Source organism: Rhodanobacter sp. KK11 (genome assembly GCF_033345435.1).
GTDB lineage: Bacteria > Pseudomonadota > Gammaproteobacteria > Xanthomonadales > Rhodanobacteraceae > Rhodanobacter.
In genome coordinates this window covers 697,748-722,477 of record NZ_JAWPMI010000001.1, presented here as the reverse complement: position 1 = coordinate 722,477, position 24,730 = coordinate 697,748, and the positions used below count along the sequence as shown (strand labels likewise).

Here is a 24,730-nt window from a genome sequence, read left to right as displayed (position 1 = left end):
TAATTGCCGATACATACCGGGAGTCCATCATGGCCGTCGACATCAAGAACTTGAATCACAATCAGCTCACCGATCTGATCAGCAAGGCCCAGATGCGCCAGAACGAGCTGCGCAAGGAAAAGGTCGTCAAGCTGCGCGAGAAGGTGCATGCGATGATCAAGGCCGAGGGCTATACCTTCGAGGACGTCTTCGGCAGCACGCGCGGCAAGGCCAAGCGCGGCACCGGCACGGTGGCACCGAAATACCGCAATCCGGCCAATCCCGCCCAGACCTGGTCCGGGCGGGGCAAGCGCCCGCACTGGTTCAACGACGCGTTGAAAGCCGGCAAGAAGGAAAAGGACCTGGCGATCTGATTGCCACCTGTTCCGCCGACCCAATGAAAAACGCCGGCCCTGTGCCGGCGTTTTTTTGTCGATTCCAAGGCAATGTCGCGTTCATTCGAGCGGGCAGGCGCACGCTTGATTCCTCCCCCTGCAACGCAGGGGAAAGCCAGGAGGGGGTGGCTTTTGATCTTGCCTTGGCCAAAAGCAACCCTCACCTGCTTTGCAGGGAAGGGGCAAACGTGCCGGGCGGGTTCGTCGTCTTGATGGACAAGAGGACGGGAAGAATACGTCTTCGGCTATTTTTGCTTTACAGGGAGCGGCGGGGCGAAACCATCAGGTCGCCGAACATCAGCCCTGCCACCAGCGACACCAGCAGGGTCAGCAGCAGCAGGCCGGTGTCCAGGCCCAGCGTCGTATCGCGCTCGAGCAGGAACGACACGCTGCGGAAACCCACGCTGCCCGGCACCAGCAGCAGGATGCCCGGCTCGCGGATAACCGCGCCCGGCCGGTGTGCGAAGCGCGCGTAGACGTTGGCCAGCGCGCCCAGCAGCAGTCCGCCGAGGAACACGCCCACGGGGGCGCCCGACAACGAGCCGAAGATCGCACCGCCCCAGCGCGTGGCGAGGTAGCCCACCACTACTGCCATGATCACCACCGGCCAGTCGCGCCGGGCCGCGCGGAACAGGATGGCGAACGCCGCCGCCGCGATCAGCAGGGCCGGGTAATCGGTCCAGGCCGGCAGCGCCGGCAGCGCGAAGTCGCGCGCCGTGATGCCCAGCGCGGCGCACAACTGAGTCGCCGCGAGGGTGCCGAAGGTGAGCTTGAGCAGGGTCGACATCGCACCGCCCATGCGCGCCATGCCGGACACCAGGTGCCCGCTGGAAATCTCGCGCACGGCGTTGGTCAGCGACATGCCCGGCACCAGGATGATCAGGCCGGCCAGCACCACCGACTTGATCGCCAGCGGCACCACGAACGCGCTCACCCCGATCGCCACCGTGGTCGCCACCAGCGCACAGATCGCATCGCTGGCCACTGCCAGTCGCGGCCGGCTGGCCGACAGCAGGGTGATCCAGCCGATCATCACGCCGACTGCCCCGGCCACCACCAGATCCACCCAGGAACTGTGCAGGAACAGCGCCGCGATGCTGGCCGCGGACAGCCCGTAGCTGGCGATCGAGCCGAGCTGCTCGCGCCGCGTGTCGGGCCGACCCAGCTCGCGCAGCCGGCGGAAACCGTCGCGCAGGCCCAGCTCGCCGGCGATCGCGCGATCGGCGATGTCGTCGGCCTGGCACAGCCGCTCCAGATTCACCTCGCCCGGCGCCAGCCGCATCACCTGGGTGATCGGCGCCACGCCTTCCTCGTTCTGGGCCAGGTCGACGAAGGAAATGATGATCGCGGTGGGGCTGGACCAGACATCGGCACCCAGCCCCAACCGCTGCGCCGCGCCGGCGATCGCCATCTCCAGCCGCGGCGCCGAGGTGCCGTACTGATGCAGCCTTCGCGCCAGCTCCAGCACGAAGGCGATGCGCGTGGTCAGCGCGGTGGCGGCGAATTGCTGCTGGCTGATGGCGTCGCCCGCACTCATGCCGCGGCGCGCACCTGCAGCGTGGTGCCTTCCACCGCGACCACCTCCACCGTGGCACCCAGCGGCAGGTCCGGCCCGCTGACCAGCCACTGGCTGTCGCCCACGCGGGCCTTGCCGCGACCGTTGACGATCGGCTCGACCAACTCGTAGCGCTGGCCGATCATCTGCTCGGCGCGCCGGTTCAGCCGCTCGTCGCCGGGTGCGCGGCGCTCCAGCCGCGGCCGCAGCCAGCGTGCGTAGCCGACGCACGAGGCGAACGCGAGCAGACCGAACAGGATCGCCTGCGCCAGCAGGCCCAGCCCCGGATCGAGCCACAGCACCACGCCCATCGCCGCGGCGGCCAGGCCGATCCACAACAGGAAATACCCCGGCAGCAGCAGCTCCCCGGCGATCAGCAGCAGCGCCAGGATCCACCACAGGTAATGCGTCGAAAGCTCTCCCATCATGGCGCCCTCAACGCAGCTGCGGCGGCTGGCTTGCGGCGGCCTTCTGCTGCTGGCCGAGCGATTCCTTCGCCAGTTCGCCGATGCCGGCCAGCGCGCCGATCACGCCGGTGGCCTCGATCGGCAGCAGCAGCATCTTCTGGTTCGGCGAGGCGGCCATCGCCTTCAGCGCCTCGACGTAGTTGTTGGCGACGAAGTAGTTCAGCGCGTTGACGTTGCCGCTGGCGATCGCGTCGGACACCATGGTGGTGGCCTTGGCCTCGGCCTCGGCCGAACGCTCGCGCGCCTCGGCCGTACGGAACGCGGCTTCCTTCTCGCCCTCGGCGGCCAGGATCACCGACTGCTTCTCGCCCTCCGCCTTGAGGATCGCCGCCTGGCGGAAGCCTTCGGCGTCGAGGATGTTGGCGCGCTTCTCGCGTTCGGCCTTCATCTGCCGCGCCATCGCGTCGACCAGGTCGCGCGGCGGCGAGATGTCCTTGATCTCGATGCGGTTGACCTTGACGCCCCACGGGTGGGTGGCCTCGTCCACCACGCGCAGCAGCTTGGCGTTGATCGCGTCGCGCTGGCTCAAGGATTCGTCCAGGTCCAGCGAGCCGAGCACGGTGCGGATGTTGGTCATCACCAGCGCCAGCGCGGCCTGCTCCAGTTGAGCCACCTCATAGGCCGCCTTGGCCGCATCCAGCACCTGGTAGAACATCACGCCGTCCACGCGCACCACCGCGTTGTCCTTGGTGATCACGTCCTGCGAAGGCACGTCGAGCACCTGTTCCATCATGTTCATCTTGCGCCCGACCGCCTGGTAGATCGGGATCAGGAAATGCAGACCCGGGGTCAGCGTGCGGGTGTACTTGCCGAACGTCTCCACCGTCCACTCGTAACCCTGCGGCACGATGCGCACCAGCTTGACCACGCCGATGACGACGACGGCCACGATCACCAACGCAAGAAGCTGTCCCATTGCCTGCCCCCATTTCCTGAAGAAGGCCTTGAGTATAGGCGAGGCCGTGCCGCTGCGAATGTCAGCGCACCGCCGCCTGCGGCAGGCGCAGGCTCACCCGCAGGCCGCCGCCTTCGCGGTTGGCCAGCAGCACGCGGCCGCCGTGCGCCTCGGTAATCTCGCGCGCCAGTGCCAGGCCCAGCCCGGTGCCGGAACGCTTGGTCGAATAGAACGGCAGCAGCGCCTGGGCCAGCACCGTCTCGCTCATGCCGGGGCCGCGATCGGCCACCTCGATGCGCAGTTCGTTGCCGACATCCAGGATCGACAACGTGACCTCGTCGTCCGGCCCGCCCGACTCGTGCGCGTTCTTGATCAGGTTGATCAGCACCTGCTCGATCTGCACCGCATCGAAATGCCCCGGCCGATCCGGCATCGGCGTGGCCAGACGGTACTGGCAATGCAGCGCCAGCCCGTCGAGGAACGGCTTCCACGCGATGTCCGCCGGCTGCGGTGCAGGCAGCTTGGCGAAGCTGGCGTAGCCGGCGATGAAGCGGTGCAGGTGCAGCGCGCGCTCGCCGATGGTGGCGAACACGCCGGGCAGCCGATCGAGCTGGCCACGGCGGGCCAGCTCCGCGCCGGAGTGCGCCAGCGAGGTGATTGGCGCCAGCGAATTGTTGAGCTCGTGGCTGATCACCCGGATCACCCGCTTCCAGGTCGCCACTTCCTGCCGCGACAGCTCGCGCGTCATGCGCCGGAACAAGTGCAGCCGGTGCGGCCGACCCTGCAGGCGGAACGCGCGCTGCGACAGGTGGAAGGTTTCCTCGCTGCCGTCCATCTCCACGCTGAGCAGGGCGTCCTCGCCGCTTTCCACCGCCTTGCGCAGCGCCTCGGGCGCTTCGGCCAGCAATTCGGCGAAGTCCAGCCCGACCGGGTTGCGGCCTTCGTTGAACAGGTGCCGCGAGGCGATGTTGGCGTAGGCCACCCGGCCGGCCGCATCGGTCAGCACCAGCGCCACCGGGGTGTTCTGCACCACCGTGTCGAGCAGCAGCTCGCGCTGCACCAGGTGCTGGCGCTGCTCGCGCAGGGTCTGGCCCAACGCGTTGTGCATGCGAATCAACTCGCCGAGTTCGTCGCGCCGGCTGATCGCGATCGAGAAGCTGAAGTCGCCATCGCGGTAGCTGGCCACCGCACCCTCCAGCGCGCGCAGCAGCCGGCTCACCGGCGCCATCACCCGGCCGGCCAGCCAGAACGCGAGCGGCAGCAGCACGACCACGCTGGCCAGCAGGCCGCCGTAGATGCCCAGTTGCATCGGCGCGCGGATCGACAGCGCCAGGTCCTTGCGCAGCCACAGCAGCAGTTGCGGCAGCGGCCACTGGGTGACGCCGGCATAGATCAGCGCGCCGGCCAGACCGGCCACGGCCAGCAAGAGGGTCAGGCGCCCCTGCAGCGAATTCAGGCGACGCCACATCGGCTGTTCTCCTCGGCGGGAAAAAGTCGATTCAATGGCACCTGGCGTCGAGCGGGGTGATCGCGCAATCCAGCGGTGGCCGCCCGCCCACCCAGGCGCGCTCGGTGCCCAGCACCGCAGCCCGGTCCATCGGCCGCGGCGGCGGCTTGTTCAGCACGTCGCCCTCGCGGCCGTCGCTGAACCGGAACGGGCTGCGCTGCGCTTTGGCCAGTACCGCGGGCGGGCCAAGCCGGTATTCGACCGCGCCGGCCAGCGCGGGACGCAGCGTCCAGTTGCCGCCGGAATCCGACGGGGCCTGCGCCAACGCCGGCCCGGCACTCAGCCAGGCGGCGACAAGCATGATCCGGCGATATCGCATGGCACTCCCCCTGCTGGATGCATGCGGTCATCTTTCTACGCCTTCGGGGTCGAGGACAAGCATCGCCGTCACAGATCGCTCAAGCCGTGCTCGCCAGGCCGTAGCGCTCCATCCGCCGGTACAGCGCCTGGCGCGACAGGCCCAGGCTCTGCGCGGCGCGGCTGACCACGCCGTCGGCCTTGTGCAAGGCACTCTCCACCGCCTCGCGGCTGGGCTCGTCGAGATTGCGCGCCGCCGACGCGGTCGGCGCATGCTGCGGCAGGTTCAGCAGCTCGGGCGTGACCGGCTGGCCGCCGGCCAGCAGTGCAGCGCGTTCGATCGCGTTCTTCAGCTCGCGCACGTTGCCCGGCCACGAATAACTCAGCAGGGCATCGCGCGCGGCGTCGCCCAGCTCGGCGCGACCGCCCAGGAAGAACTCGGCCAGCGGCAGGATGTCGTCGCTGCGTTCGCTCAGCGGCGGCAGGTTCACCTCGATCACGTTGAGCCGGTAATACAGGTCCTCGCGGAACGTGCCGGCCTGGATCATCGCCTTCAAGTCGGCGTTCGTCGCCGACAGCACGCGCACTTTTGCGTGCCGTGTCTTGCCGGAACCCAGCCGCTCGAACTGGCCGGTCTCGAGCACGCGCAGCAGCTTCATCTGGCCGGGCAGCGGCAGGTTGCCGATCTCGTCCAGGAACAGCGTGCCGCCGTCGGCCAGCTCGAAGCGGCCTTCGCGCGCCTTGTTCGCGCCGGTATACGCGCCGGCCTCGGCGCCGAACAGCTCGGCCTCGATCAGTTCGCCCGGCAGCGCGCCGCAGTTCACCGCCACGAACGGGCCGCGCTTCACCGCCGAGTTCGCGTGCATGATCGCGGCGATGCGTTCCTTGCCGCTGCCGTTCGGGCCGGTGATCAGCACCGAGACATCCGAACGCGCCACCTGGCAGGCCAGGTTGAGCGTGCGCCCCATCGCTTCGGAGGCGAACACCAGCCCGTCCAGATCGTATTTGCTCTGCAGCAGGTCGCGGCGCTGGCGCCGCTCGCGCCGGCTGCGGGTGAGCTCGCGGGTGGACTCGGACAACTCCAGCAGGTTTTCCACCGTGGCCAGCAGCTTGTTGTCGTCCCACGGCTTGGCCAGGTAGTCGGCGGCGCCGGCCTTGACCAGCTCCACCGCGGTCTCCAGGTGCGTCCACGCGGTCAGCAGGATCACCGGCAGGTCCGGATGGCGCTCGCGGATCGCCCGGAACAGCGCCACGCCCTCCTCGCCCGAGGTAGTGTCGGCGGTGAAGTTCATGTCCTGGATCACCACGTCCACCGCCTCGCGCTGCAGCAACGCCAGGCCCTCGTCGGGGGTCAGCGCGGTGAGCGGGCGGATCTCGTTGAGCGAAAGCGCCAGCGACAGTGCCTCGCCCACGGCCGGGTTGTCGTCGATGATCAGGACGGTACGCATCTTTCTTCTGCACATGCGGACATGGATGCCGCTCGAACCACAAAGGTTGCCATGACTATCGTCACGCGTATACCACCGGACGCCCTGCTCACGCCGACCGCGTCGCCACCACCGGCGGCACCGCCGCGGCGCGCAGCGCCGGCCCCAGCACGGCCAGTTGGCCCAGCACCCACAGCGCCAACGCGCCCACCGGCAGGTAGTAACCCGGCAGGCGGCCCAGCTCGTAATGCCGCATCAGCAGCAGGTTGAGGCCGTAGGCCAGCACCATGCCGAGCACGATGCCCAGCGTGGCGATCAGGAAGTTCTCGGTCTGGAAGTAGCGCAGGATGTCGCCGCGGGTGGCGCCGATGGCACGGCGGATGCCGATCTGCCGGCGCCGCTGCGCCACCCAGAAGCTGGTCAGGCCCACGATGCCCACCGCGGTGACCACGAGCAGCAACAGGCACACGCCCACCAGCATCCACGCCATGGCGCGGTCGTTGCGGTAGTACTTGGCGCGCTGCGACTCCAGCGTGAAGGCATACTTCGGCGAGATCAGTCGCGGCAGGCCGTCGGCTTTCAGCGCGCGCAATGCGGCCTGGATCACCGCGTCCCGCTGCGATGCGTCCTTGACCCGGATCACGTAGGCGCCTTCCGTGTACGGCAGGTTCACCGGGAGCAGCATGGCGTAGCCGTAGTGCTCCGCAGGACCGTAGTCGCGCGGCTGCACCAGCCGATCCAGCACTCCCACCACGCGATTGGTGCCGAAGGCATGGATGGTCTTGCCGACCGCCGACTGGCCCGGAAAGAAATGGTCCGCCAGTGCCCTGCTGATGATGACGGGCAGACCGGAGCTGCCATTTTCGAGCTGCGCCTTGGTGATGAACTCGTCCGGCTTGAACCATTGGCCATCCACCAGCTTCAGGCCCAGCGTGTCGGCCAGTTGCGCATCGCCCATGTACTGCGTGACCGGGGTGCTCGGCGCCTCCGCCTCGTCGCTGAGGCTGACGCCACTGGAACTGAACGAGTTGCCGAACAGCGTCTGGTTGACGACGGATACGTTGGCGACCCCGGGGATGGCCCGCAGTGCGGCGAGATCGGTGCGCGTCTGCGCCATGACCGCGCCCGCCGTGCCGGGCGTGACGCTGCCGATGAACATCTCGACCACGTGCGCCTCGTCCACGCCGGTGGGCCGCTGCATGCGCTCCAGCCGCTCGCCGATCAGGAACAACGCATTGCAGACCACCGCACAGGAAAAGGCGATCTCCAGCACGAGCAGGCCAACGGCGATCCGGTGGCGTCCCAGGGCGCTAAGGATGTGACGGAAATGCATCGGGAATGTCCTCTCGCCTGACGGCCTAGTTCGACTTGAGCGCCACGGCGGGCGCCACATGCATGGCCCGCCACGCCGGCAGCAGGCCGGCCAGCAGGCTGCTCGTCAGGGCCAGCACGAAGGTGGCCAGCAGCATGCGCAGATCCATGTGGATGTACGCGGCGTAGTCGGTCGGCTGGTGCCGCACCAGTACCAGACCCAGGGCCGCCAGCGCCAGGCCGAGCACGCCGCCGGCCAGCCCCACCACGCCGGCCTCGACCAGGCACTGCAGGAAGATCGCGCGACGCGAGGCGCCCAGCGCGCGGCGCACGCCGATCTCGCCGCTGCGGCGCAGGAACTTCGCCAGCAGCAGGCCCACGGTGTTGAGCAGGCAGATGCCCAGGAAGCCCAGTGCCAGCCACGTCTGCAGGCGCACGTCGGAAGGCACCACGCCCTTGGCGTCCAGCCATTGCATCACGTCCAGCAGTTCGAGTTGGCCGGCATGGGTGAAGCGCCCGGCCTGCTGCTGCAGGGCGACGTAGTTCTGCAGGTACTGCCGGTAGGCGGCGGCCTTCGCCGGCGTGTCCAGTTCCGCCCAGTACTGCAGCCATATGCAAGGCGCATCGGCGGCGCGGGAGTCGGGCGCACTGCCCCAGCAACTCGTCGAGCCGCTGGTGGACAGCTTCAGGTCCAGCGCCGTGGACAGGGGCACGAACATCTGCTCGCTGTCGCCGAACTGGCCGTTGCTGAGATCGTAGAAGCGCGGATTCATGCTCCAGTCGCCCAGCACGCCGACGATGCGCAGGGACTGGTCGCCCACCTGCAGCGTCTTGCCCACGCTGTCCACGCCGCCGAAGAGCTGTTCGTTCAGCACCCCCGAAATCACCGCGACGCGCGCACGGCCGGCGTCGTCCTCCCGGCGCCAGGCCTGGCCGTAGCGCATCGGCACGTCGAACATGGAGAAGAAGTCCGCGCCGGTGTAACGCGTCGCCACGCGCAGCGGCTCGCCCTGCGCAGACACGACCACCGTCGCGCCTGCCGACATCGCCGCCTGGCGGTCCGCACGCGCATCGCGCAGCAGCGCCTCGGCATCGCGCCGGGTCAGGTTGTCCGGGACCTTGTCGCCCGGCCGGAAACTGTCGTCCGCAATCACGTTCATGCGCACGCGGAACAACTGCGCGCTCTTTTGCGGAATCGGATCGCCGGACAGCACATGCATCACCGTCAAGGTGGTCATGCTGGTACCGATGCCCAGCGCGATCGCCAGCACCATCAGCGCGGTGAGCACCTTGTGGCGCCCAAGGCTGCGCAGCGCCAGATCCAGGTAGTAACCGAACATCCCGTTTCTCCCCACTCTCCACTCGCGAAGGGTGTCATCTCCATATCCTTCCCTGCATGCAGGGAAGGAGCCAAGCCGTCACACGCTCCTCGTCGCCACCACCGGTGGCACCGCCGCCGCGCGCAGCGCCGGCCCCAGCACGGCCAGTTGGCCCAGCGCCCACAGCGCCAACGCACCCACCGGCAGGTAGTACAGCGGCAACCGCGGCAGCTCGTAGTGCTGCATCAGCAGCAGGTTCAGCGCGTAGGCCAGCACCATGCCCAGCGCGATGCCGAAGCTGACGATCAGGAAGTTTTCGGTCTGGAAGTAATGCAGGATGTCGGCACGAGTGGCGCCGATCGCGCGGCGGATGCCGATCTGCCGGCGCCGCTGCGCCACCCAGAAACTGGCCAGGCCGACGATGCCCAGCGCGGTGACGCCGAGCAGCGCCACGATCACGCCCACCAGCATGCCGGCCATCGCGCGGTCGGTCTGGAAGTACGTGCTGCGCAGATCGCCCAGGGTCTGGCTGTTCTCGTGGTCGAGCACCACGTCCGGGGCGATCTTCGCGACCGCCGCCTTCGCGTCGCGCAGCACGCGCGGCAGGTCCTTCGGATCGGCGCGCAACAGGTACGTGCCGGAAAGGAACCTGCCGGGCTGCGCCGGTGCAAACACCGACCACTGCGCTGCATTCGCGCCACGACTCGCAGGACGGGCCCGCGCCAGATGCTCGACCACGCCGATCACGCGGAAGTGGAGCTTGTCGCACCAGAACTCCCTGCCCAGCGGATCGACGCCCGGCCACAAGTGCTCGGCCAACGAACGGGTGATCAGCACGCGCGCATCCGTCGGGAAGTCGCCTTGCAACGCCTGGTAATCGTCGGCCTGCGGCCATTGCCCGGCCACCAGCTGCAGGCCCAGCGCCTGCGTGCTGCCGGGGCCGCCGTTGTAGATGTCCACCACGGCGCCGTAGTGCTGGCCGGCCGCATCCGTGGTGATGCCTACCGTACCGGCCTGCTGGCCGAACGGCACCGTGTTGATCACGCTGACCGATTGCATGCCATGGATCGCACGCAGGCCGGCGAGCATGCGCGCGTTGACGTCGACATCCGCGCTGCCGTCGTAGCCGGTGAGACTGAGCACGGCGAGCGAGGATTCGTCCACGCCGCTGTGGATCTTCATCATGCCGAGCCGGTTGGCGATCAGGAAACAGGCGTTGCACAGCACCGCGCAAGCCAGCGCGATCTCCAGCGCGATCAGCAAGGTGGCGAGGCGATGCTTGCGCAGCGCGGAGAGGACGGGGCGTATCTGCATGACGGGCATCCTCACAATGTCTTCAGTTGCAGCGCGGGCGCGATGCGGCTTGCGCGCAGGGCGGGCAGCGCGCCGGCGAGCAGGCTTACCGCGATCGCCAGCGCGAAGGTGATCAGGAACATCGGGGCGTCCAGATGCACCAGGTCCGCGTACGCCGTGGGCTGCCGCCGCACCAGCCACAGGCCGACCAGCGTCAGCAGCCAGCCGCCGACGCCGCCCAGCAAGCCGATCAGGCCCGCCTCGACCAGGCATTGCGCGAATACCGTCGCACGGCTCGCACCGAGCGCGCGGCGTACGCCGATCTCGCCGCCGCGGCGCAGGAACTTCGCCAGCAACAGGCCCACCGTGTTGAACAGGCAGATCGCAAGGAAGGCGAATGCCAGCCAGGTCTGCAGGCGCACGTCTCCGGGCACTACGCCGTTGAAGTCCAGCCACTGCATCAGGTTGCGCAAGCGCGTGTTGTCGGCATGGATGAAGCGGCCCAGTGCCTTCTGCTGCGCGGCATAGCCGGCCAGGAAGTCACGGTAACCGGCCACCTTCGCCGCACTGCCCAGCTCCACCCACAGACCGATCCAGACACACGGCGCGTTCACCAGGTAGCCGGGCTTGTCGGGGATACGCCAGCAATTGAACTGGCGAAAGTTGCCGTCGTTGATTTCGAGGCCGCTGGTGAACGGCACGAACACGTCCTCCGGCTTGGCGTAATAGTCCGCGGTGTTGCCGTGCGAGAAACGGCCGCCGGCCACCGTGTAGAACTGCGGCGATGGCCGCCACGGCTTCAGCACGCCGACGATGCGCACCTCGGTGTCGCGCAGGCGCAGCGTGCGGCCCACGCTGTCGGCGCCGCCGAACAGCTTGTCGTTGAGATCGGCCGAGATCACCGCCACGCGCGCGTGCTTCGCGTCATCGTCCGCGCTCCAGCCGTTGCCGTAGCGGAACGGGACCTCGAACATCGGGAAGAAATCCGCCGTGGTCGACAGCATCGTTTTCATCTGCGGCGGCAGGTCCACGCCGGGCGCGTGCACTTTCAGCTGGCTGTCCACGATCAGCGCCTGCCGGTCCGCACGCTGTGCGCTCCACAGATCCATCGCTGACCGGTAGTCCAGCATGTCCTGCGGTTCGGCGTGGTTGTAGCTGGTGTCCGGGACGGCATCCACCTGTGCGTAGAACAGCCTGCCGCTCTTGCCCGGCAGCGGATCGCCCGACAGCAGGTGCATCACCGTCAGCGTGGTCATGCTGGCGCCGATGCCGACCGCGATGGCCAGCACCATCAGCGCGGTGAGCACCTTGTTGCGCTTGAGGCTGCGCAGCGCCAAGTCGAGGTAGTAGCCGAACATCGCATCACTCCATGGTCATGTCTCCCTCTGCCAGGCAGAGGGAGGGCGGGAGGGGGCGCTTTTCCTCCAGGGGCAAGAGCACCCCGCCCCAACCCTCCCCTGCCAAGCAGGGGAGGGAGCAAAAGTGCGTTTCACACTGCCCGCGTCGCCACTACCGGCGGCACGTTGGACGCGCGCCGCGCCGGCACGAACACTGCCGCCTGGCCGATCGCCAGCATCGCCAGCACGCCGGCCAGCACGTATGGCAGCGGGATGCGGGTCATCTCGTAGTGGCTCATCAGCCACAGGTTCAGGCCCACCGCCAGCAGCACGCCGATCACCACGCCGGTGCCGGCGATCAGCAGGTTCTCGATCTGGAAGTAGCGCAGGATGTCCACCTTGCGCGCGCCCAGCGCGCGGCGCACGCCGATCTGCCGGTGACGCTGGCCGACCCAGAAGCTGGTCAGCCCGACAATGCCGGCGGCGGTGACGCAGAGCAGGATCAGGCATACCACGCCCATCAGGATCGCCATGCCGCGGTCGGCTCGATAGGCCTTGTCGCGGATCTCGGCGAACGAACGCACGCTGTCGTCGTCGAGCACGCGCATCGGATTGACCTTGTACAGCGCCGGCGTCACCGCACGCATCGCGGCATCCAGTCGACCGGGCTTGGCACGCACCACGTAGCGCGAGAAGTTGGCGTTCAGCCGGGTCGGCACCAGGGTGGCGTTCCAGGTGAAGCTGTTGACCCAACTGCCGGTGGACGGCACCTGCAGGCGTTCCACCACGCCCACGATGGCGGTGGGCGAGCTGCTGCCGTCGATGTACACCGTTTTGCCCACCGCACCGCCCTGCGGGAACAGTTTGTCGGCGAGTTCCCTGGTCACGATCACGATGGCCGGGCTGGTCGTGTCGCGGAAGCCACGGTGCTGCACGTCGCCGGCGTTGAAGCCGCGGCCGGCCACCAGACGCAGCCCCAGCGTGGACAGCATCTGCTCGTCGCCGAAGTAATAGGTCGTGCGCGCCTGGCCCTGCCGCAGCTCCTGCCCGGGCTGCAGCGCCATCGAGCCATTCCAGGACGAATTGAGCAGCGGCAACGTGTTGATCGGCGCCACCGAGGCCACGTCGGGCAGGTTGCGCAACGCGGCGAGATCTTCCAGCTGCATGGTGTCGAGCTTGTCCACGCCGCCCGGCTCGTCGCCGCTGGGTGCGCCCACCCATTGCTGGGTCACCAGGAACAGGTCGTTCTCGACCAGACCGGTCGGCCGGTTCACCCGTTCGATGCGCTGGCCGATGATGAACACGGCGTTGCAGACGATCGCCAGGGTCAGCGCGATCTGCAGCGCGATCAGCACCACGCCTGCCTTGTGCTTGCGCAATGCCGCGAGGATGGGATGCAGGGTCATGGACATAATCCTCAATTGCTCTTCAATTGCCACGCGGGCTGCACGCGCGAGGCCCGGAAGGTGGGGTAGATGCCGGCCAGCACGGTGGCCAGCACGGCCACCAGCAGGGTGATGACGAGCAGGGACAGGTCGAGCCGCGCCAGGTCGGAAATGCTCTTCGGCAGCACCAGGCCCACGCTGGCCACGCCGACGCCGGTCAGCAGCAGGCCCATCACGCCGCCGGCCAGGCCGACCATGCCGGCCTCGGTGAGGAACTGCAGGTAGATCGCCTTGCGCGGCGCGCCCAGCGCGCGACGCACGCCGATCTCGCTGCTGCGGCGCAGGAACTTCGCCAGCAACAGGCCCACCGTGTTCACCAGGCACACCATCAGCAGGCCGAGCGCCACCAGCAACGACACCTTGGTATCGCTGGGCACCACTTCCTCGTGGTCGAGAAAGGCCGGCAGGTCGCGCAGGCGGTTGTTCGGCGCCCAGTTGAAGCGGCCGGCCTTCTGCTGGTCGCTTGCGTAACCATCCAGGTACTGGCGATAGGCGGTGACCGCGGCGGCGTCTTCCAGCAAGGCCATGTAGGCGATCCAGACGCAACTGGAATGTTGCAGGCCGACGAAACCCGACTCCTTCGGGGTCTCGTTGCAATTGGTGTTGCCGTCGTTGGGAATGCCCGAGGCGATCGCACGCTCGAATGGCAGGAACACGTCCTCCACCCCTTCGCTGAAACCGCCCGTGTTGACCACGTCGTAGAAGCGCGGCTGCGGGTTCCAGTCGCCCAACACGCCGACCACGCGGTAATCGCTGCCCTCGATGTTCACCGTCTTGCCCACGCTGTTGCCGCCGCCGAACAGCTTCTCGTTGAGCTTGGTGCTGATCACCGCCACCGCGGCGCGCTGCGCGTCGTCGTCGGCGCTCCAACCGCTGCCGTAGCGGAACGGCACGTCGAGCATCGGGAAGAACTCGCTGTACACCGCATGGCCGCTGACGTTGAGCGGGTGCTTGCCGGCCTGCGCCGGCACCACCGACGGCGAGATCTGGTACATCGCCGACTGCAGCTTCGCGCGCCGGTCGCGCATCAGCGCCATCGCATCGGTGTAGTTCAGCGCGTCCGACGGTTCGTTGCGGCCGTCGTTGCTGCGCCCGCTCGGCCCCCAGGCGTCGATCTGCGGCACGAACAGCTTCGACGACTTCCACGGGATCGGATCGCCCGACACCGCGCGAAACACCGACCAGGAGGTCATCGACGCGGCCACGCCGAAGCCGATCGCCAGCACCATCAGCGCGGTGAGACCGGGACTGCGCTTGAGGCTGCGCAAGGCCAATTCGAGGTAGTAGCTGAACATTCCGAGTGCTCCATGGAGTTGGACCCCTCCCCCTGCAAAGCAGGGGGAGGTCGGGAGGGGGTAAAGCTTTTGACGTCTAGATCAAAAGCACCCCTCCCCAGCCCTCCCCTGTGACCAAAGGGAATCCCTTTGGGACGAGCAGGGGAGGGAGAAAAACGTCACACCGAACGTGTCGCCTCCACCGGCGACACGCGTGAAGCGCGCAGCGCCGGCGCGAGCACCGCGCCTTGGCCGAGCAACAGCAGCACCACTACGCCAATGCCCACGTAGGCCATCGACATGTGGCTCATCTCGAAACGGGTCACCGTCCACAGATTGAAGGCGATCGCCAGCACGGCGCCCAGCACCACGCCCGTCGTGCTGATCAGCAAATTCTCGGTGAGGAAATAGGCGAGGATGTCGCGCTGCCGCGCGCCCAATGCGCGGCGCACGCCGATCTGCTTGCGCCGCTGGCCAACCCAGAAGCTGGTGAGTCCCACGATGCCCGCGGCGGTGATGGCCAACAGCACGGTGCAGATGATGCCCATCAGGATCGCCATGCCGCGGTCGCGGTCGTACACCTTGTGGCGGATCGTGGCGTAGTCCTGGACGCCGTCTTTCGGATCGATGATGCGCAGGCGGCTTTGCGCAAACAGGGCCTTGGGCGCCTCGCGCATCGCGTCGGCCAGCTGGCCGGGCCTGGCGCGCACGACGTAGTAGATGCCGCGCGAATCATCTGCCCGCATCGGCCAGATCAGCGCCTGCCCGGCATAGGTGTTGCTCCATTGATCCACGCCCTGGCGGTGCAGCGGATCGACGATGCCGACAATCGTGCTCGGCGTGGCGCCCATCGCGTAGAAGCTCTTGCCCAGCGCGTTGCCGTCGGGGAACAACCGGTCGGCCAGCGCCCTGCTCACGATCGCCGTCGGCGGGGTGATGGCCTGCTGGGTGCCCATCACCATCACCTCGTCGGGACGGAAATTGCGCCCCGCGACGAGCTTCAGACCCAGCGCATCGATGAAATGTTCGTCGCCGGTGTACACCGCCGCGTCGGTGGTCGGCGTGGTCTGGTCGGGCGTCATGGTGACGAAGTTGTCCCAGCCGCCGCCCCTCAGCGGATAGCCGCTGGCCGGCGTGGCCTCGCGCACGGCGGGCAGCTGCCGCAGCGCGAGCAGGTCGGCGCGCACCTGCGCATCGATCTGCTCGGTCGACTGGCCGAGGTCGGCCCACATGTTGGCGATGACGAACACATTGGCCTCGTCCACGCCGCTGGCAGCGGACAGGTTGGCCAGTCGCTGCTGGATGATGAACAGCGCGTTGCACACGATGGCCAGCGTCAACGCGATCTGCAGCGCGATCAGCAAGGTGCCCGCCTTGTGCCGGCGCAGTGCGGAGAGGATGGGCCTGATCTGGATATGCATGGCGTTCTCCTCAGCTCGACTTCAACTGCCAGGCCGGCTGCACGTGTGCCGCGCGCCACGCCGGGTAGAACGCCGCCAGCACGGTGGCGATGATCGCGACGACGAGCGTCAGGCCCACCAGCGAGACATCGAGCTGCGCCAGCTTGGCGATCTCCGGCTGGAACAGGATGCCCACGCCGGACACGCCCAGCGCAGTGAGCAGCAGGCCCAGCACGCCGCCCGCGAGGCCCACCGTGCCGGCCTCGACCAGGTATTGCGTGTAGATCTCGCCCCGCGTCGCGCCCAGCGCACGGCGCACGCCGATCTCGCCGGCGCGGCGCATGAACTTCGCCAGCAGCAGGCCGATAGTGTTGACCAGGCAGATCAGGAAGAAGCCCAGCGCCACCACCAGCGAGATGCGGCTTTCCGGCGGCACCACGTGCTCGTAATCGAGCCACTGCGTCACGTCGCGCAGGCGCACGTTGGCGGCCCAGCCGAAGCGACCCGCGCGCTGCTGGTCGGCGGCGTAGTTGGCGAGGAAGCGGCGGTAGCCGGCGACTTCGGTGGGGCTGTCCAGTTCCACCCAGGGCGTGACCCATACGCAGTTGCTTTGCAGATAGCCTTGCCAGGTCGTGTAGGCGAGCGACCCGCGGCAACTGTTGCGGCCGCCCGTGCGCATCCGCAAATCCAGCGCACGGTTGAACACCATGTAGATATCCGGCTCGTCGGCAAAGCCGCTGGTGCTGAACAGGTCGTAGAAACGCGGCCGCGGGTTCCACTGGCTGGCGACGCCCACCACGCGGTAATCATGACCGCCGAGGCTGAGCGCGCGCCCCACACTGTCGGCGCCGCCGAACAGCTTCTGGTTGAGCTCGCTGCTGATGACCACGTCGCTGGCTCGCGCGTCATCGTCCTGCGCGCCCCAGCCGCTGCCGTAGCGGAACGGCACTTCGAACATGGTGAAGAAATCGGCGGTGACGGCGTAGCCATTGGCATTCAAGGGGAGATCGCGATTGCCGCCCGGCATCACCGACAGCTGCACCGGATACAGCAGGGTCTGGCGCTTCGCCGCGCGCGCGCGCATCAGTGCCATCGCGTCGGTGTAACCCAGCGCTTCGGCCGGCTCGCCCTTCAGGTTCTGCTGCGGCCCCCAGCCGTCGATCTGCGGCGTGAACAGCCGCGCGGACTTGTCCGGTATCGGGTTGCCCGACACGGCCCGGAACACGGAATACGTGATCATCGACGCGGCCACGCCGAAGCCGATCGCCATCACCATCAACGCGGTGAGCGCCGGGTTGCGGCGCAAGCTGAGCAGACCAAGCTGGAAGTAATGACCAAACATCCTCAAGTCCCGTCGGTTGTCTCCCCGCTGGCGGGGAGCCTCGTTCATTCGCCTGCCTGCCTGCCGGGGAGGCCGGCGAAGCGCCATTCCTGCGACCGGCGCTCCGTTCCCGTCCTCTCCTGCCACCGCTGGTGGCAGCAACGGCGGCCGGCCTGGCGTCAGCCGTGCGCCTCGTCCGCCTTGACCGCGTGCAGGGTGTGGAAGCGCGGATCCTCGCTGAGGTCCACCACCTGGCCGTCGATGATGTGCACGTTGCGCTGGGCGCGCGCAGCCAGTTCCGGGTCGTGCGTGACCATCACGATGGTGGCGCCTTCGCGGTGGATGTCCTCCAGCAGCTCCATCACGCCGCGCGCCATCTGGGTGTCCAGGTTGCCGGTCGGTTCGTCCGCCAGCAGCAGGCGCGGCGAGCCGGCCAGCGCGCGGGCGATCGCCACGCGCTGCTGCTGGCCGCCGGAGAGTTCGGCCGGGTAGTGCTTGGCGCGCGAGGCCAGGCCGACGCGCTCCAGCGAGTCCATGATGCGCTGCTTGCGCTCGGCCGCCTTCATGCCGCGGTAGCGCAGCGGCACCTCGATGTTGTCGAACACGTTGAGGTCGGGGATCAGGTTGAATGCCTGGAAGATGAAGCCGATCTTCTCGTTGCGGATCTTCGAGCGCGCGTTGTCGTTGAGGTTGCTCACCTCGATGCCGTCCAGGTGGTACTCGCCGCCCGAGAAGGTCTCCAGCAGGCCGGCGATGGTCAGGAAGGTGGTCTTGCCCGAACCGGACGGGCCGGTGACGGCGACGAACTCGCCCTCCTTCACGTCGATGTTGAAATCGCGCAGCGCGTAGGTCTCCACCACTTCGGTGCGGTAGACCTTGGACAGGTGGGTCATCTTCAGCATGGTTGTTCCTCGGTGGTGGTGATGGCTTTTGCTCCTCCCCCTGCGTGCAGGGGGAGGCTGGGAGGGGGTGACGCTTTTGATCTTGCGTAACGAAGAGCTACCCCACCCCAGCCCTCCCCTGCGCGCAGGGGAGGGAGAAAATCGTCAGTTGCTGATCGCGACCGTGGCCGCGCCCTTGAAGCTGTCGGTACCGGAGATCACGATGCGGTCGCCTTCCTTCAGGCCGTCGAGGATCTCCACCTTGTCGATGCTGGAGGCGCCGACGCGGATCGGGGTTTTCTTGGCGATGCCGTCCTTCACCAGGTAGGCATAGCTGCCGCCGGATTCGTCCACGAACGAGCCGCGCTGCACGGTCAGCACGTTGTCGCGCTTGTCCAGCAGCACGCGCACCGACAGGCGCTGGTTCTGCCGCAGCTGCTTCGGCGTGTCGCCGTCGAAGCGCAGCCGCGCGGCGACCTGGCCGTTGACCACTTCCGGCGAGATCGCGCTGACCAGGCCCTTCCAGGTGTGGCCGTTGCCGCTGATCTCGCCGGCCATGCCGATGCCGAGGTCGCGCGCGAAGCTTTCCGGCACCTGCATCTCCACCTGCAGCGCGGACAGGTCGATCACGCTGAGCAGCTGCGCGTCCTTGGCCACGGTGGCGCGCTCGGCGATGAACAGCTGGCCGACCTGGCCGTCCACCGGCGATTTCACGTTAAGGTCGTCGACTTGGCGCTGCAAGTCCTTGACCAGCAGCAGCTGGCGCTCGTGCGCGAGCTTCTTCGACTGGATGTCGAAATTGAGGCTGTCGTTGTCGAGGCCGAGATTGGCCTTGGCATGCGCGGTGGCGATCTTCGCCTTGTCCAGCGCGTCCTTGGCCTTGTCCACGTCCATGTTGGACACCGCGCCCTTGGCATACGCCTTCTGGTAGCGATCGAGGTTGCGCTCGGCGGTGGTCTGGTCGATGACGGCGTTGTCGTAGGTTTCCTGCAGCGCGGAACGCTGCTTGCGCGCGTCGATCTGCGCGCGCCGGTAATCCACTTCCATCGCATCGGCGTTGCTCTGCTCCTGCGCCAGCTTGTTGCGCAGCTCGGGGCTGTCGATGGTGGCCAGCACCTGGCCCACCTTCACCGCGTCGCCGGCATGCACCTTCAGCGTCACCGCGCCGCCGGAAGTGGCGTACAGGGTGGGGCTGACCGCGGCCACCACCTTGCCCTCGGCGGCGATGTCGCGCACGAACGGGCCACGCTCGACGGTGCCGAAGGCCAGCCGCGAACTGCTGACTGACTCGGACGCCGAGAACAGCCGGCCCACGCCCGGTGCCAGCCAGGCCAGCAGCGCCAGCACGAGCACGCCGGCGCCCAGCAGGATCAGTCGGCGCTTGTGGTTGGGTTTGACCTCGACCAGTCGGTCTTGTGCGGAAGTGTCGCGGATCATCAATGCCGTTCCTGACCGCGTACAGCGCGGTTGCACGGCAGTCTTTGCAATCCGCATGCCACTCGGCAGCGACGTTATAACCCAGTGCCTTTCAATGACTTGGCGCGCACGAGCGCCATCGGCAAAGTGTCCGCGGACACCGCTCGGACAACCGGACGAACACGCCGCAGCCAGTCGCGGCGGCCTCCCCCGGAACGCCAAAGGCCCCGGTTCGCACCGGGGCCTTTGGCAGCCTCCATGTCGGACAGGCGAGCGATTCTTCTGCCTAGAACTCCTGCTTGAAACGGATGCCGAACGTGCGCGGCTGACTGAAGCCGGTGTAGACCTGCCCGTTCGGATACTGCGCAGCGACACCGTGCGCTGCACAGACATCGACGCCGCACTCGGTATATTTGTACTGTGCCGCGCGTTTATCGAACGCATTGGTGACGTAGACGTCGGCCGACCAGCTGCCCTTTTGCACGCCGGCAGACAGATCAAGCGAGTTGTAGGCAGGAAGGTTGCCGAGCAGTGCACGCTCGCTCAACCGCAAGTCGGTCGTGCGACTGCCGACATGGACAAGCGCCGCCTGGACGAAGGCGTCGTTGCCGCCAAGGCTGAAGGTGTAGCGCGCAATGAGGTTGCCCTTGAACTTGGGCGTGATCGGCAGCTGCGTACCCTTCGGAGCGAGCGGCCCGGCCACGACACTGCCGTCCTGCGGGTTGATCGAGCCGGCCGGGCAATCCGTGATCGGACGACCGTTGGCGTCGGTGAACCCGCAGTAGTTGGCGGTCAGTCGGGCGCGATACGCCGCGATCCCCGCCGTCAGCTGCAGGTTGTACGTGGCCTGCCAGTTCAGTTGCGACTCGAGACCGTCGATGCGGGCGGAGTTCGCGTTCTTGATTTCGGTGAGGCCGTTCGCACCGAGGATCGGGAACTGGAAGTCGTTCCATGTCTCACGGAACACCGCGCCGTTGAACGACACCCGATTGTCCAACCACGAAGTCTTCCAGCCCAGCTCTTCGTTGATCAGGAAATCGGCCTGGTACGGCAACAAGGTGCCGCGCCGATTGACACCACCAGGGCGGAAGCCCTCGGACCGGGTGGCATAGATCATCTTGGTGTCGTTGATGTTCCAGGTCAGGTTGTACTTGGTGAGATTGCCGCTTTCCTTCACGCCCTTGTTGAAGTCGGAGCATGGCGCATCCAGGAACGGCTCGGGCGACACGCAGGCAGCCTCGCCCTGGCTCGATGAAAAACCTGCGGCGTAGCCGAAGTAACCGTACAGTCGATTGCTGGTGCGGTAATAGCGCTCGCCAACCGTGCCGGTGAGCACGTCGGGAATGAAGTCCCAGGACAGTTCGCCGAACACGGCCTTGTCGCGGTCGTAGCGCATTTGCCGGGTCAGCCAGATCGTGTCTTTCCAGCCCGTGACGGACAGCGCGTCGGCCAGGCCATCGACCTGGTAATCCTGCATGATGTCGTGCTTCTGTTTCTGCCAGAACAGGCCCGCGACGAGGCGCAGCCGTTCGTCGGCAGGCGAGACAAGACGCAGTTCGTGACTGTTCTTGGTGTAGCGATCCCGGTCGCTGATGTGCTGCGAGGGATTGATCAGTGCGCCGTTGTTGTCATAGAAGGATGCCCCGGAGCCGTACAAGGAGTCGTACCAGAACCCGTAATCGCTGTAATCGGTCTGCTCTTCCTGATTGCGCTTGAGATGCGCATAGGCATAGGTCAAGTCGAAATTGCCGATCTTGCCTTGTACGGTCAGCGCGCCTTGCCACCAGCGGTCATTGACGCGCTCGGGATAGAAGTGGGTAACGGCCAGATCGCCAACGACTGGATCGCTGGCAAAGTTGCCATGCGAGATCGTCTGCTGCCCCATCAGCATCGGGCTGATTGACCAGTTGTCGTTGAGGTCGACTTTCAGCGCCGCCCGTGCACCGCTGGTATTGGCATCGTTGTAATTGTCCCTGGCATGTCCAACGCACTGGAACGCCGAGGACGGCGAGGTTCCGCTCGGCGAGCAATTCGGTGCATTGCTGATGGTGATGCCCGAAGTGGGGAACGTGCGCGAGCCGGCCTTGTTGTCGATGTAGCCGGCATCGTGCTCGCGCCAGCCGACGATGCGTACCGCCGCATTCTTGCCGATCGGGATATTGAGCATGCCTTCGGCCGTATAGCCGATGCCGCCGTGCGCGACCGAGTCGATGCCGGCACTGTAACTGGCGGCGAAACCGCTGGCATCGGGCTTGTTGGTGATGATGCGCAAGGCGCCGGCTTGGGCGCTGGCGCCATACAACGTGCCCTGCGGCCCGGCCAGCACCTCGATGCGGGCGATGTCGTACATGTGGATGTCGAGCGGGCCCTGGATCGTGGTGACCGGCTGGTCGTCCAGGTAGACACCCACGCTCGGTTGCGAACCGGAGTGGTTGGTGTTGCCGCCGCTGGCCACGCCGCGCATGTAGATGGTGGCGAAGCCGGGGCCGGTGGCGATGCCGCCACCGCCCTGCTGGAAAGTGACGCTGGGCAGATACTTCACGTAGTCGTTGAAGTTCTGCACGTGCAGCGCCTCGAGCTGGTCGGTCTCCAGCACGCCGATGCTGATCGGCACCTTCTGCAGGTTCTCGACGCGCTTCTGCGCGGTCACGTTCACCACGCTCAGCGTCGTGGTCTTCGGCTTTGCCGCCGGTGTCGCGGTCGACGCCTCGGCCTGCCCCGCATCCTGGGCGAAGGCCGGCGTGGCCATGGCCAGACAGATCGCCGCCGCGAGCGGCAACCTGACCAGCCTGGCCCGTTGCACCCCCGTGATCTGTTTGAATCTACTCGTGTGCATAAGCTCTCCCCTCGCAAAGTCCACGACAATCCCTCGGATTCAAGCCATTACTCCATTACCGGTACTTCCGGATAACTCCCCAGCAGCGGCCCCAGCGCCGAAGCGAGCGGCCCCAGCCATGCCGCGTAGTGCCGCCAGTGATCCACCCCCTCGCGGTAGATCGGCTGGCGTACCTGTTCCGAACTGGCCGTGCGCACCGGCCGCGGGTTCTGGAAGAACTGCAGGCACGACGCCTCGAACGGCAGGCCGCAATAATCCAGCAGGCGACGGACTTCGCCCTCGGTGTCCTCGACCATGCGCTCGTACACGACGCGGTGGATGCGTCCGGGCAGTACGGCGTCGAAATGCGCCATCAGTGCGACGTAGTCGCGGTAGTAGCGCCCCACGTCCTCAAGGTCGTAGCTGAAGCCCTGCCCGCGTGCGAAGTGCTGCTTGAAGGCCGAGAAGCAGCAAGCCAGCGGATGCCTGCGCGCATCGATGATCTTCGCGTTCGGCAGCATCAGGTGGATCAGGCCGATGTGCATGAAGTTGTTCGGCATCTTGTCGATGAACAGCGGTGCCGATGTCTTGCGCTGGATCCGGGTCTGCGCAAGGTAGCGCTCGCCGAGCGCACGCAAGGCGTCGGCATCGAGTGCCGCCAATGCACCGTGGTAGGGCATCGCGCCGTCAGCGTCGCCCTGCATGCGCAGCAGGCGCGTGATCGAGATAATCTCGGGCAGCTCCATCGTGCCTTCGACCTGGCTGTGGCTGGACAGGATCTGCTCGATCAGGGTGGAACCGGCCCGCGGCAGGCCGACCACGAAGATCGGATCGGGCGCCGCGCTGCCGGCACCTGCGCGCGCGGCGAAGAAGTCGCGCGTGTAGTGCTCGCGGATGTAGCGCACCCGCGCACTGATGTCGTCGGCGCTGTAGTGCAGCTGCGTGCGGCGAATCGCATTGCCCTGCGCATAATGCCGGAAGGACGACTCGTACTCGCCGGCGTCCTCCAGCGCCTTGCCCACGGCGAACTCCAGGTGCAGGCGATCGTCCTCGGCGAGATCCGTGCGCGCCAGCTGCCGGCGCATCGCAGCCAGTTCGTCGGCGCTGAAACGGAAAGTCTTCAGGTTGGCCAGGCTCCACCAGACCTCGCCGAAGGACGGTTCGAGCTCCAGGCTGCGACGATACGCGGCGATGGCGCGTTCCGTATGGCCGGCGGTTTTCAGCGCATGGCCGTAGCTCACCCATACCTTCGCATGGCGCGGGTAGTGTTCCAGCAGGTCGGCATAGATGCGGATGGCCGGCTCGTAGTCGCCGATCCGGCACAGCACCACCGCCTTCAGATTGCGATTTCCGAGATGCTCCGGGTCGGCCGCCAGCAGGTGCTCGAGCTGAGCCAGCGCCTGCTCCGGCTGGTTGCTGCGATGCAGGACCAACGCGTAGTTCTGGCGCGCTTCCTGGAAGCTGGGAGCCAGCTCCAGACAGCGCTCGAGCAAGTTCAGTGCGTCTTCGTTGCGACCCAGCCGGGCAGCGACTTCGGCGAACATGCGGATCGCCGCCACGTCGGTCGGCGCCTGCTTCAGGTGCTCGCGCAGCAGGGCCTCGGCCTCGGGAATGCGGTTCTCGACCAGGGCGACGGCGGCCGTCAGCAGGCGCGGATCATTGGTGGAATGACGCACGTGGCTGGCGTACGCCGCGTCGGCGGCATCCTGCTCGCCCGCCGCCATCAGATGGTCGCCAAGCGCGCGCCAGGCCTGCGGCAGATCCGGCTTCAGCGCCACCGCACGGCGCAACGCCTGGATCGCTTCCTGTCCGCGCCCGCAGCGGCCCAGGGCCAGCCCCAGGTCGACATGGACCGCGGCCCAGTTCGGCTGGGCTTGCGCCAGGGGAAGCAGGATGTCGAGCGCACCCTGCAGGTCTCCCTGCAGCGAGCGCGCGGCGGCCAGCAACTGCAGCGCGACCGGATGATCCGCAGCCACCTGCAGAATCTCGTCAAGCTGCTCGATTGCCAGCGCCGGGTCCCGCTCCAGCAGGCGTGCCGCGTGGGCCAACGCCTGTTCCAGCGTACCTGTGGCCGGCGCACCCGTCACGGCCGACCCCGCCGTGACGATGCACCCTGCCCGCGCGGGTCGAGTCTCGAGCGGCGACACAGCCGGGGTACGGCGCATTGCATGGACGGCAGCGGCTCCTCGCGGGTATCGCCGCAATCTACAACCGAACCCGGCCGGGAGATAGTAGGCGCCGACGAACACGCCAGGCGCCGGCATCCCCTGCCGGGGCAAGCCGGAACCGGTTGCCCCCGGTTCGACGGAGGCGCTAGGCTGGATCGGACAAACATCACGGCGGGCGCGGGACGGCATGCGGGGCATGGAAAACCCGGAAGACGGCTGCCCGCCGCG

Annotated in this window: 19 protein-coding genes; 1 reads left to right on the top strand and 18 read right to left on the bottom strand. The window is 67.3% G+C overall.

Annotated elements, in window-relative coordinates:
- The first annotated feature begins 29 nt into the window (after window positions 1-29).
- Window positions 30-353 (top strand): H-NS histone family protein, encoded by a 324-nt coding sequence (locus R5H19_RS03090; RefSeq protein ID WP_318157504.1) that lies wholly within the window; start codon window positions 30-32, stop codon window positions 351-353.
- 277 nt (window positions 354-630) lie between these two features.
- On the opposite strand, the gene R5H19_RS03085 is transcribed toward R5H19_RS03090, so the two are convergent.
- From R5H19_RS03085 to R5H19_RS03000, 18 genes are all read right to left on the bottom strand, one after another.
- Window positions 631-1,911, bottom strand: a complete 1,281-nt coding sequence (locus R5H19_RS03085; protein ID WP_318157503.1) for a threonine/serine exporter family protein — start codon at window positions 1,909-1,911, stop codon at window positions 631-633.
- A complete protein-coding gene (locus R5H19_RS03080) occupies window positions 1,908-2,354 on the bottom strand; it encodes an NfeD family protein (RefSeq protein WP_318158143.1) in 447 nt (148 codons plus the stop codon). Before R5H19_RS03080 ends, R5H19_RS03085 begins: the two co-directional genes overlap by 4 nt.
- Window positions 2,355-2,364: 10 nt before the next feature.
- The gene (locus R5H19_RS03075; protein ID WP_318157502.1) at window positions 2,365-3,312 is read right to left on the bottom strand and encodes an SPFH domain-containing protein; all 948 of its coding nucleotides are present in this window, start codon (window positions 3,310-3,312) and stop codon (window positions 2,365-2,367) included.
- Between the two features lie 61 nt (window positions 3,313-3,373).
- Window positions 3,374-4,759, bottom strand: a complete 1,386-nt coding sequence (locus R5H19_RS03070; protein WP_318157501.1) for an ATP-binding protein — start codon at window positions 4,757-4,759, stop codon at window positions 3,374-3,376.
- Window positions 4,760-4,790: 31 nt separating this feature from the next.
- On the bottom strand, window positions 4,791-5,117 hold the full coding sequence (locus tag R5H19_RS03065) for a hypothetical protein (protein WP_318157500.1): 327 nt from the start codon (window positions 5,115-5,117) through the stop codon (window positions 4,791-4,793).
- Window positions 5,118-5,196: 79 nt separating this feature from the next.
- Window positions 5,197-6,543: a sigma-54 dependent transcriptional regulator gene (locus tag R5H19_RS03060; RefSeq protein ID WP_318157498.1), complete on the bottom strand. Its 1,347-nt coding sequence runs from the start codon at window positions 6,541-6,543 to the stop codon at window positions 5,197-5,199.
- A gap of 88 nt (window positions 6,544-6,631) precedes the next feature.
- Window positions 6,632-7,855 carry an FtsX-like permease family protein gene (locus tag R5H19_RS03055; protein WP_318157497.1) on the bottom strand — a complete coding sequence of 408 codons (1,224 nt, stop codon included), beginning with the start codon at window positions 7,853-7,855 and terminating at the stop codon, window positions 6,632-6,634.
- 25 nt (window positions 7,856-7,880) lie between these two features.
- Window positions 7,881-9,173 (bottom strand): ABC transporter permease, encoded by a 1,293-nt coding sequence (locus R5H19_RS03050; RefSeq protein ID WP_318157496.1) that lies wholly within the window; start codon window positions 9,171-9,173, stop codon window positions 7,881-7,883.
- Between the two features lie 78 nt (window positions 9,174-9,251).
- On the bottom strand, window positions 9,252-10,466 hold the full coding sequence (locus tag R5H19_RS03045) for an FtsX-like permease family protein (protein ID WP_318157495.1): 1,215 nt from the start codon (window positions 10,464-10,466) through the stop codon (window positions 9,252-9,254).
- A gap of 11 nt (window positions 10,467-10,477) precedes the next feature.
- Window positions 10,478-11,803 carry an ABC transporter permease gene (locus R5H19_RS03040; protein WP_318157494.1) on the bottom strand — a complete coding sequence of 442 codons (1,326 nt, stop codon included), beginning with the start codon at window positions 11,801-11,803 and terminating at the stop codon, window positions 10,478-10,480.
- 131 nt (window positions 11,804-11,934) lie between these two features.
- The gene (locus tag R5H19_RS03035) at window positions 11,935-13,188 is read right to left on the bottom strand and encodes an ABC transporter permease (RefSeq protein ID WP_318157493.1); all 1,254 of its coding nucleotides are present in this window, start codon (window positions 13,186-13,188) and stop codon (window positions 11,935-11,937) included.
- 11 nt (window positions 13,189-13,199) lie between these two features.
- Window positions 13,200-14,522: an ABC transporter permease gene (locus R5H19_RS03030; protein WP_318157492.1), complete on the bottom strand. Its 1,323-nt coding sequence runs from the start codon at window positions 14,520-14,522 to the stop codon at window positions 13,200-13,202.
- A 158-nt stretch (window positions 14,523-14,680) separates the two neighbouring features.
- Window positions 14,681-15,922 (bottom strand): FtsX-like permease family protein, encoded by a 1,242-nt coding sequence (locus tag R5H19_RS03025; RefSeq protein WP_318157491.1) that lies wholly within the window; start codon window positions 15,920-15,922, stop codon window positions 14,681-14,683.
- 10 nt (window positions 15,923-15,932) lie between these two features.
- Window positions 15,933-17,243, bottom strand: coding sequence for an ABC transporter permease (locus R5H19_RS03020; RefSeq protein ID WP_318157490.1), 1,311 nt, complete (start codon window positions 17,241-17,243; stop codon window positions 15,933-15,935).
- Between the two features lie 158 nt (window positions 17,244-17,401).
- On the bottom strand, window positions 17,402-18,124 hold the full coding sequence (locus R5H19_RS03015; protein ID WP_318157489.1) for an ABC transporter ATP-binding protein: 723 nt from the start codon (window positions 18,122-18,124) through the stop codon (window positions 17,402-17,404).
- A 144-nt stretch (window positions 18,125-18,268) separates the two neighbouring features.
- Window positions 18,269-19,540 (bottom strand): efflux RND transporter periplasmic adaptor subunit, encoded by a 1,272-nt coding sequence (locus R5H19_RS03010; RefSeq protein ID WP_318157488.1) that lies wholly within the window; start codon window positions 19,538-19,540, stop codon window positions 18,269-18,271.
- Between the two features lie 265 nt (window positions 19,541-19,805).
- Window positions 19,806-22,355, bottom strand: coding sequence for a TonB-dependent receptor (locus R5H19_RS03005; RefSeq protein ID WP_318157487.1), 2,550 nt, complete (start codon window positions 22,353-22,355; stop codon window positions 19,806-19,808).
- Between the two features lie 47 nt (window positions 22,356-22,402).
- Entirely contained in the window at window positions 22,403-24,421 is a 2,019-nt protein-coding gene (locus R5H19_RS03000) for a sulfotransferase (protein ID WP_318157486.1), read from the bottom strand.
- Window positions 24,422-24,730 lie beyond the last annotated feature (309 nt).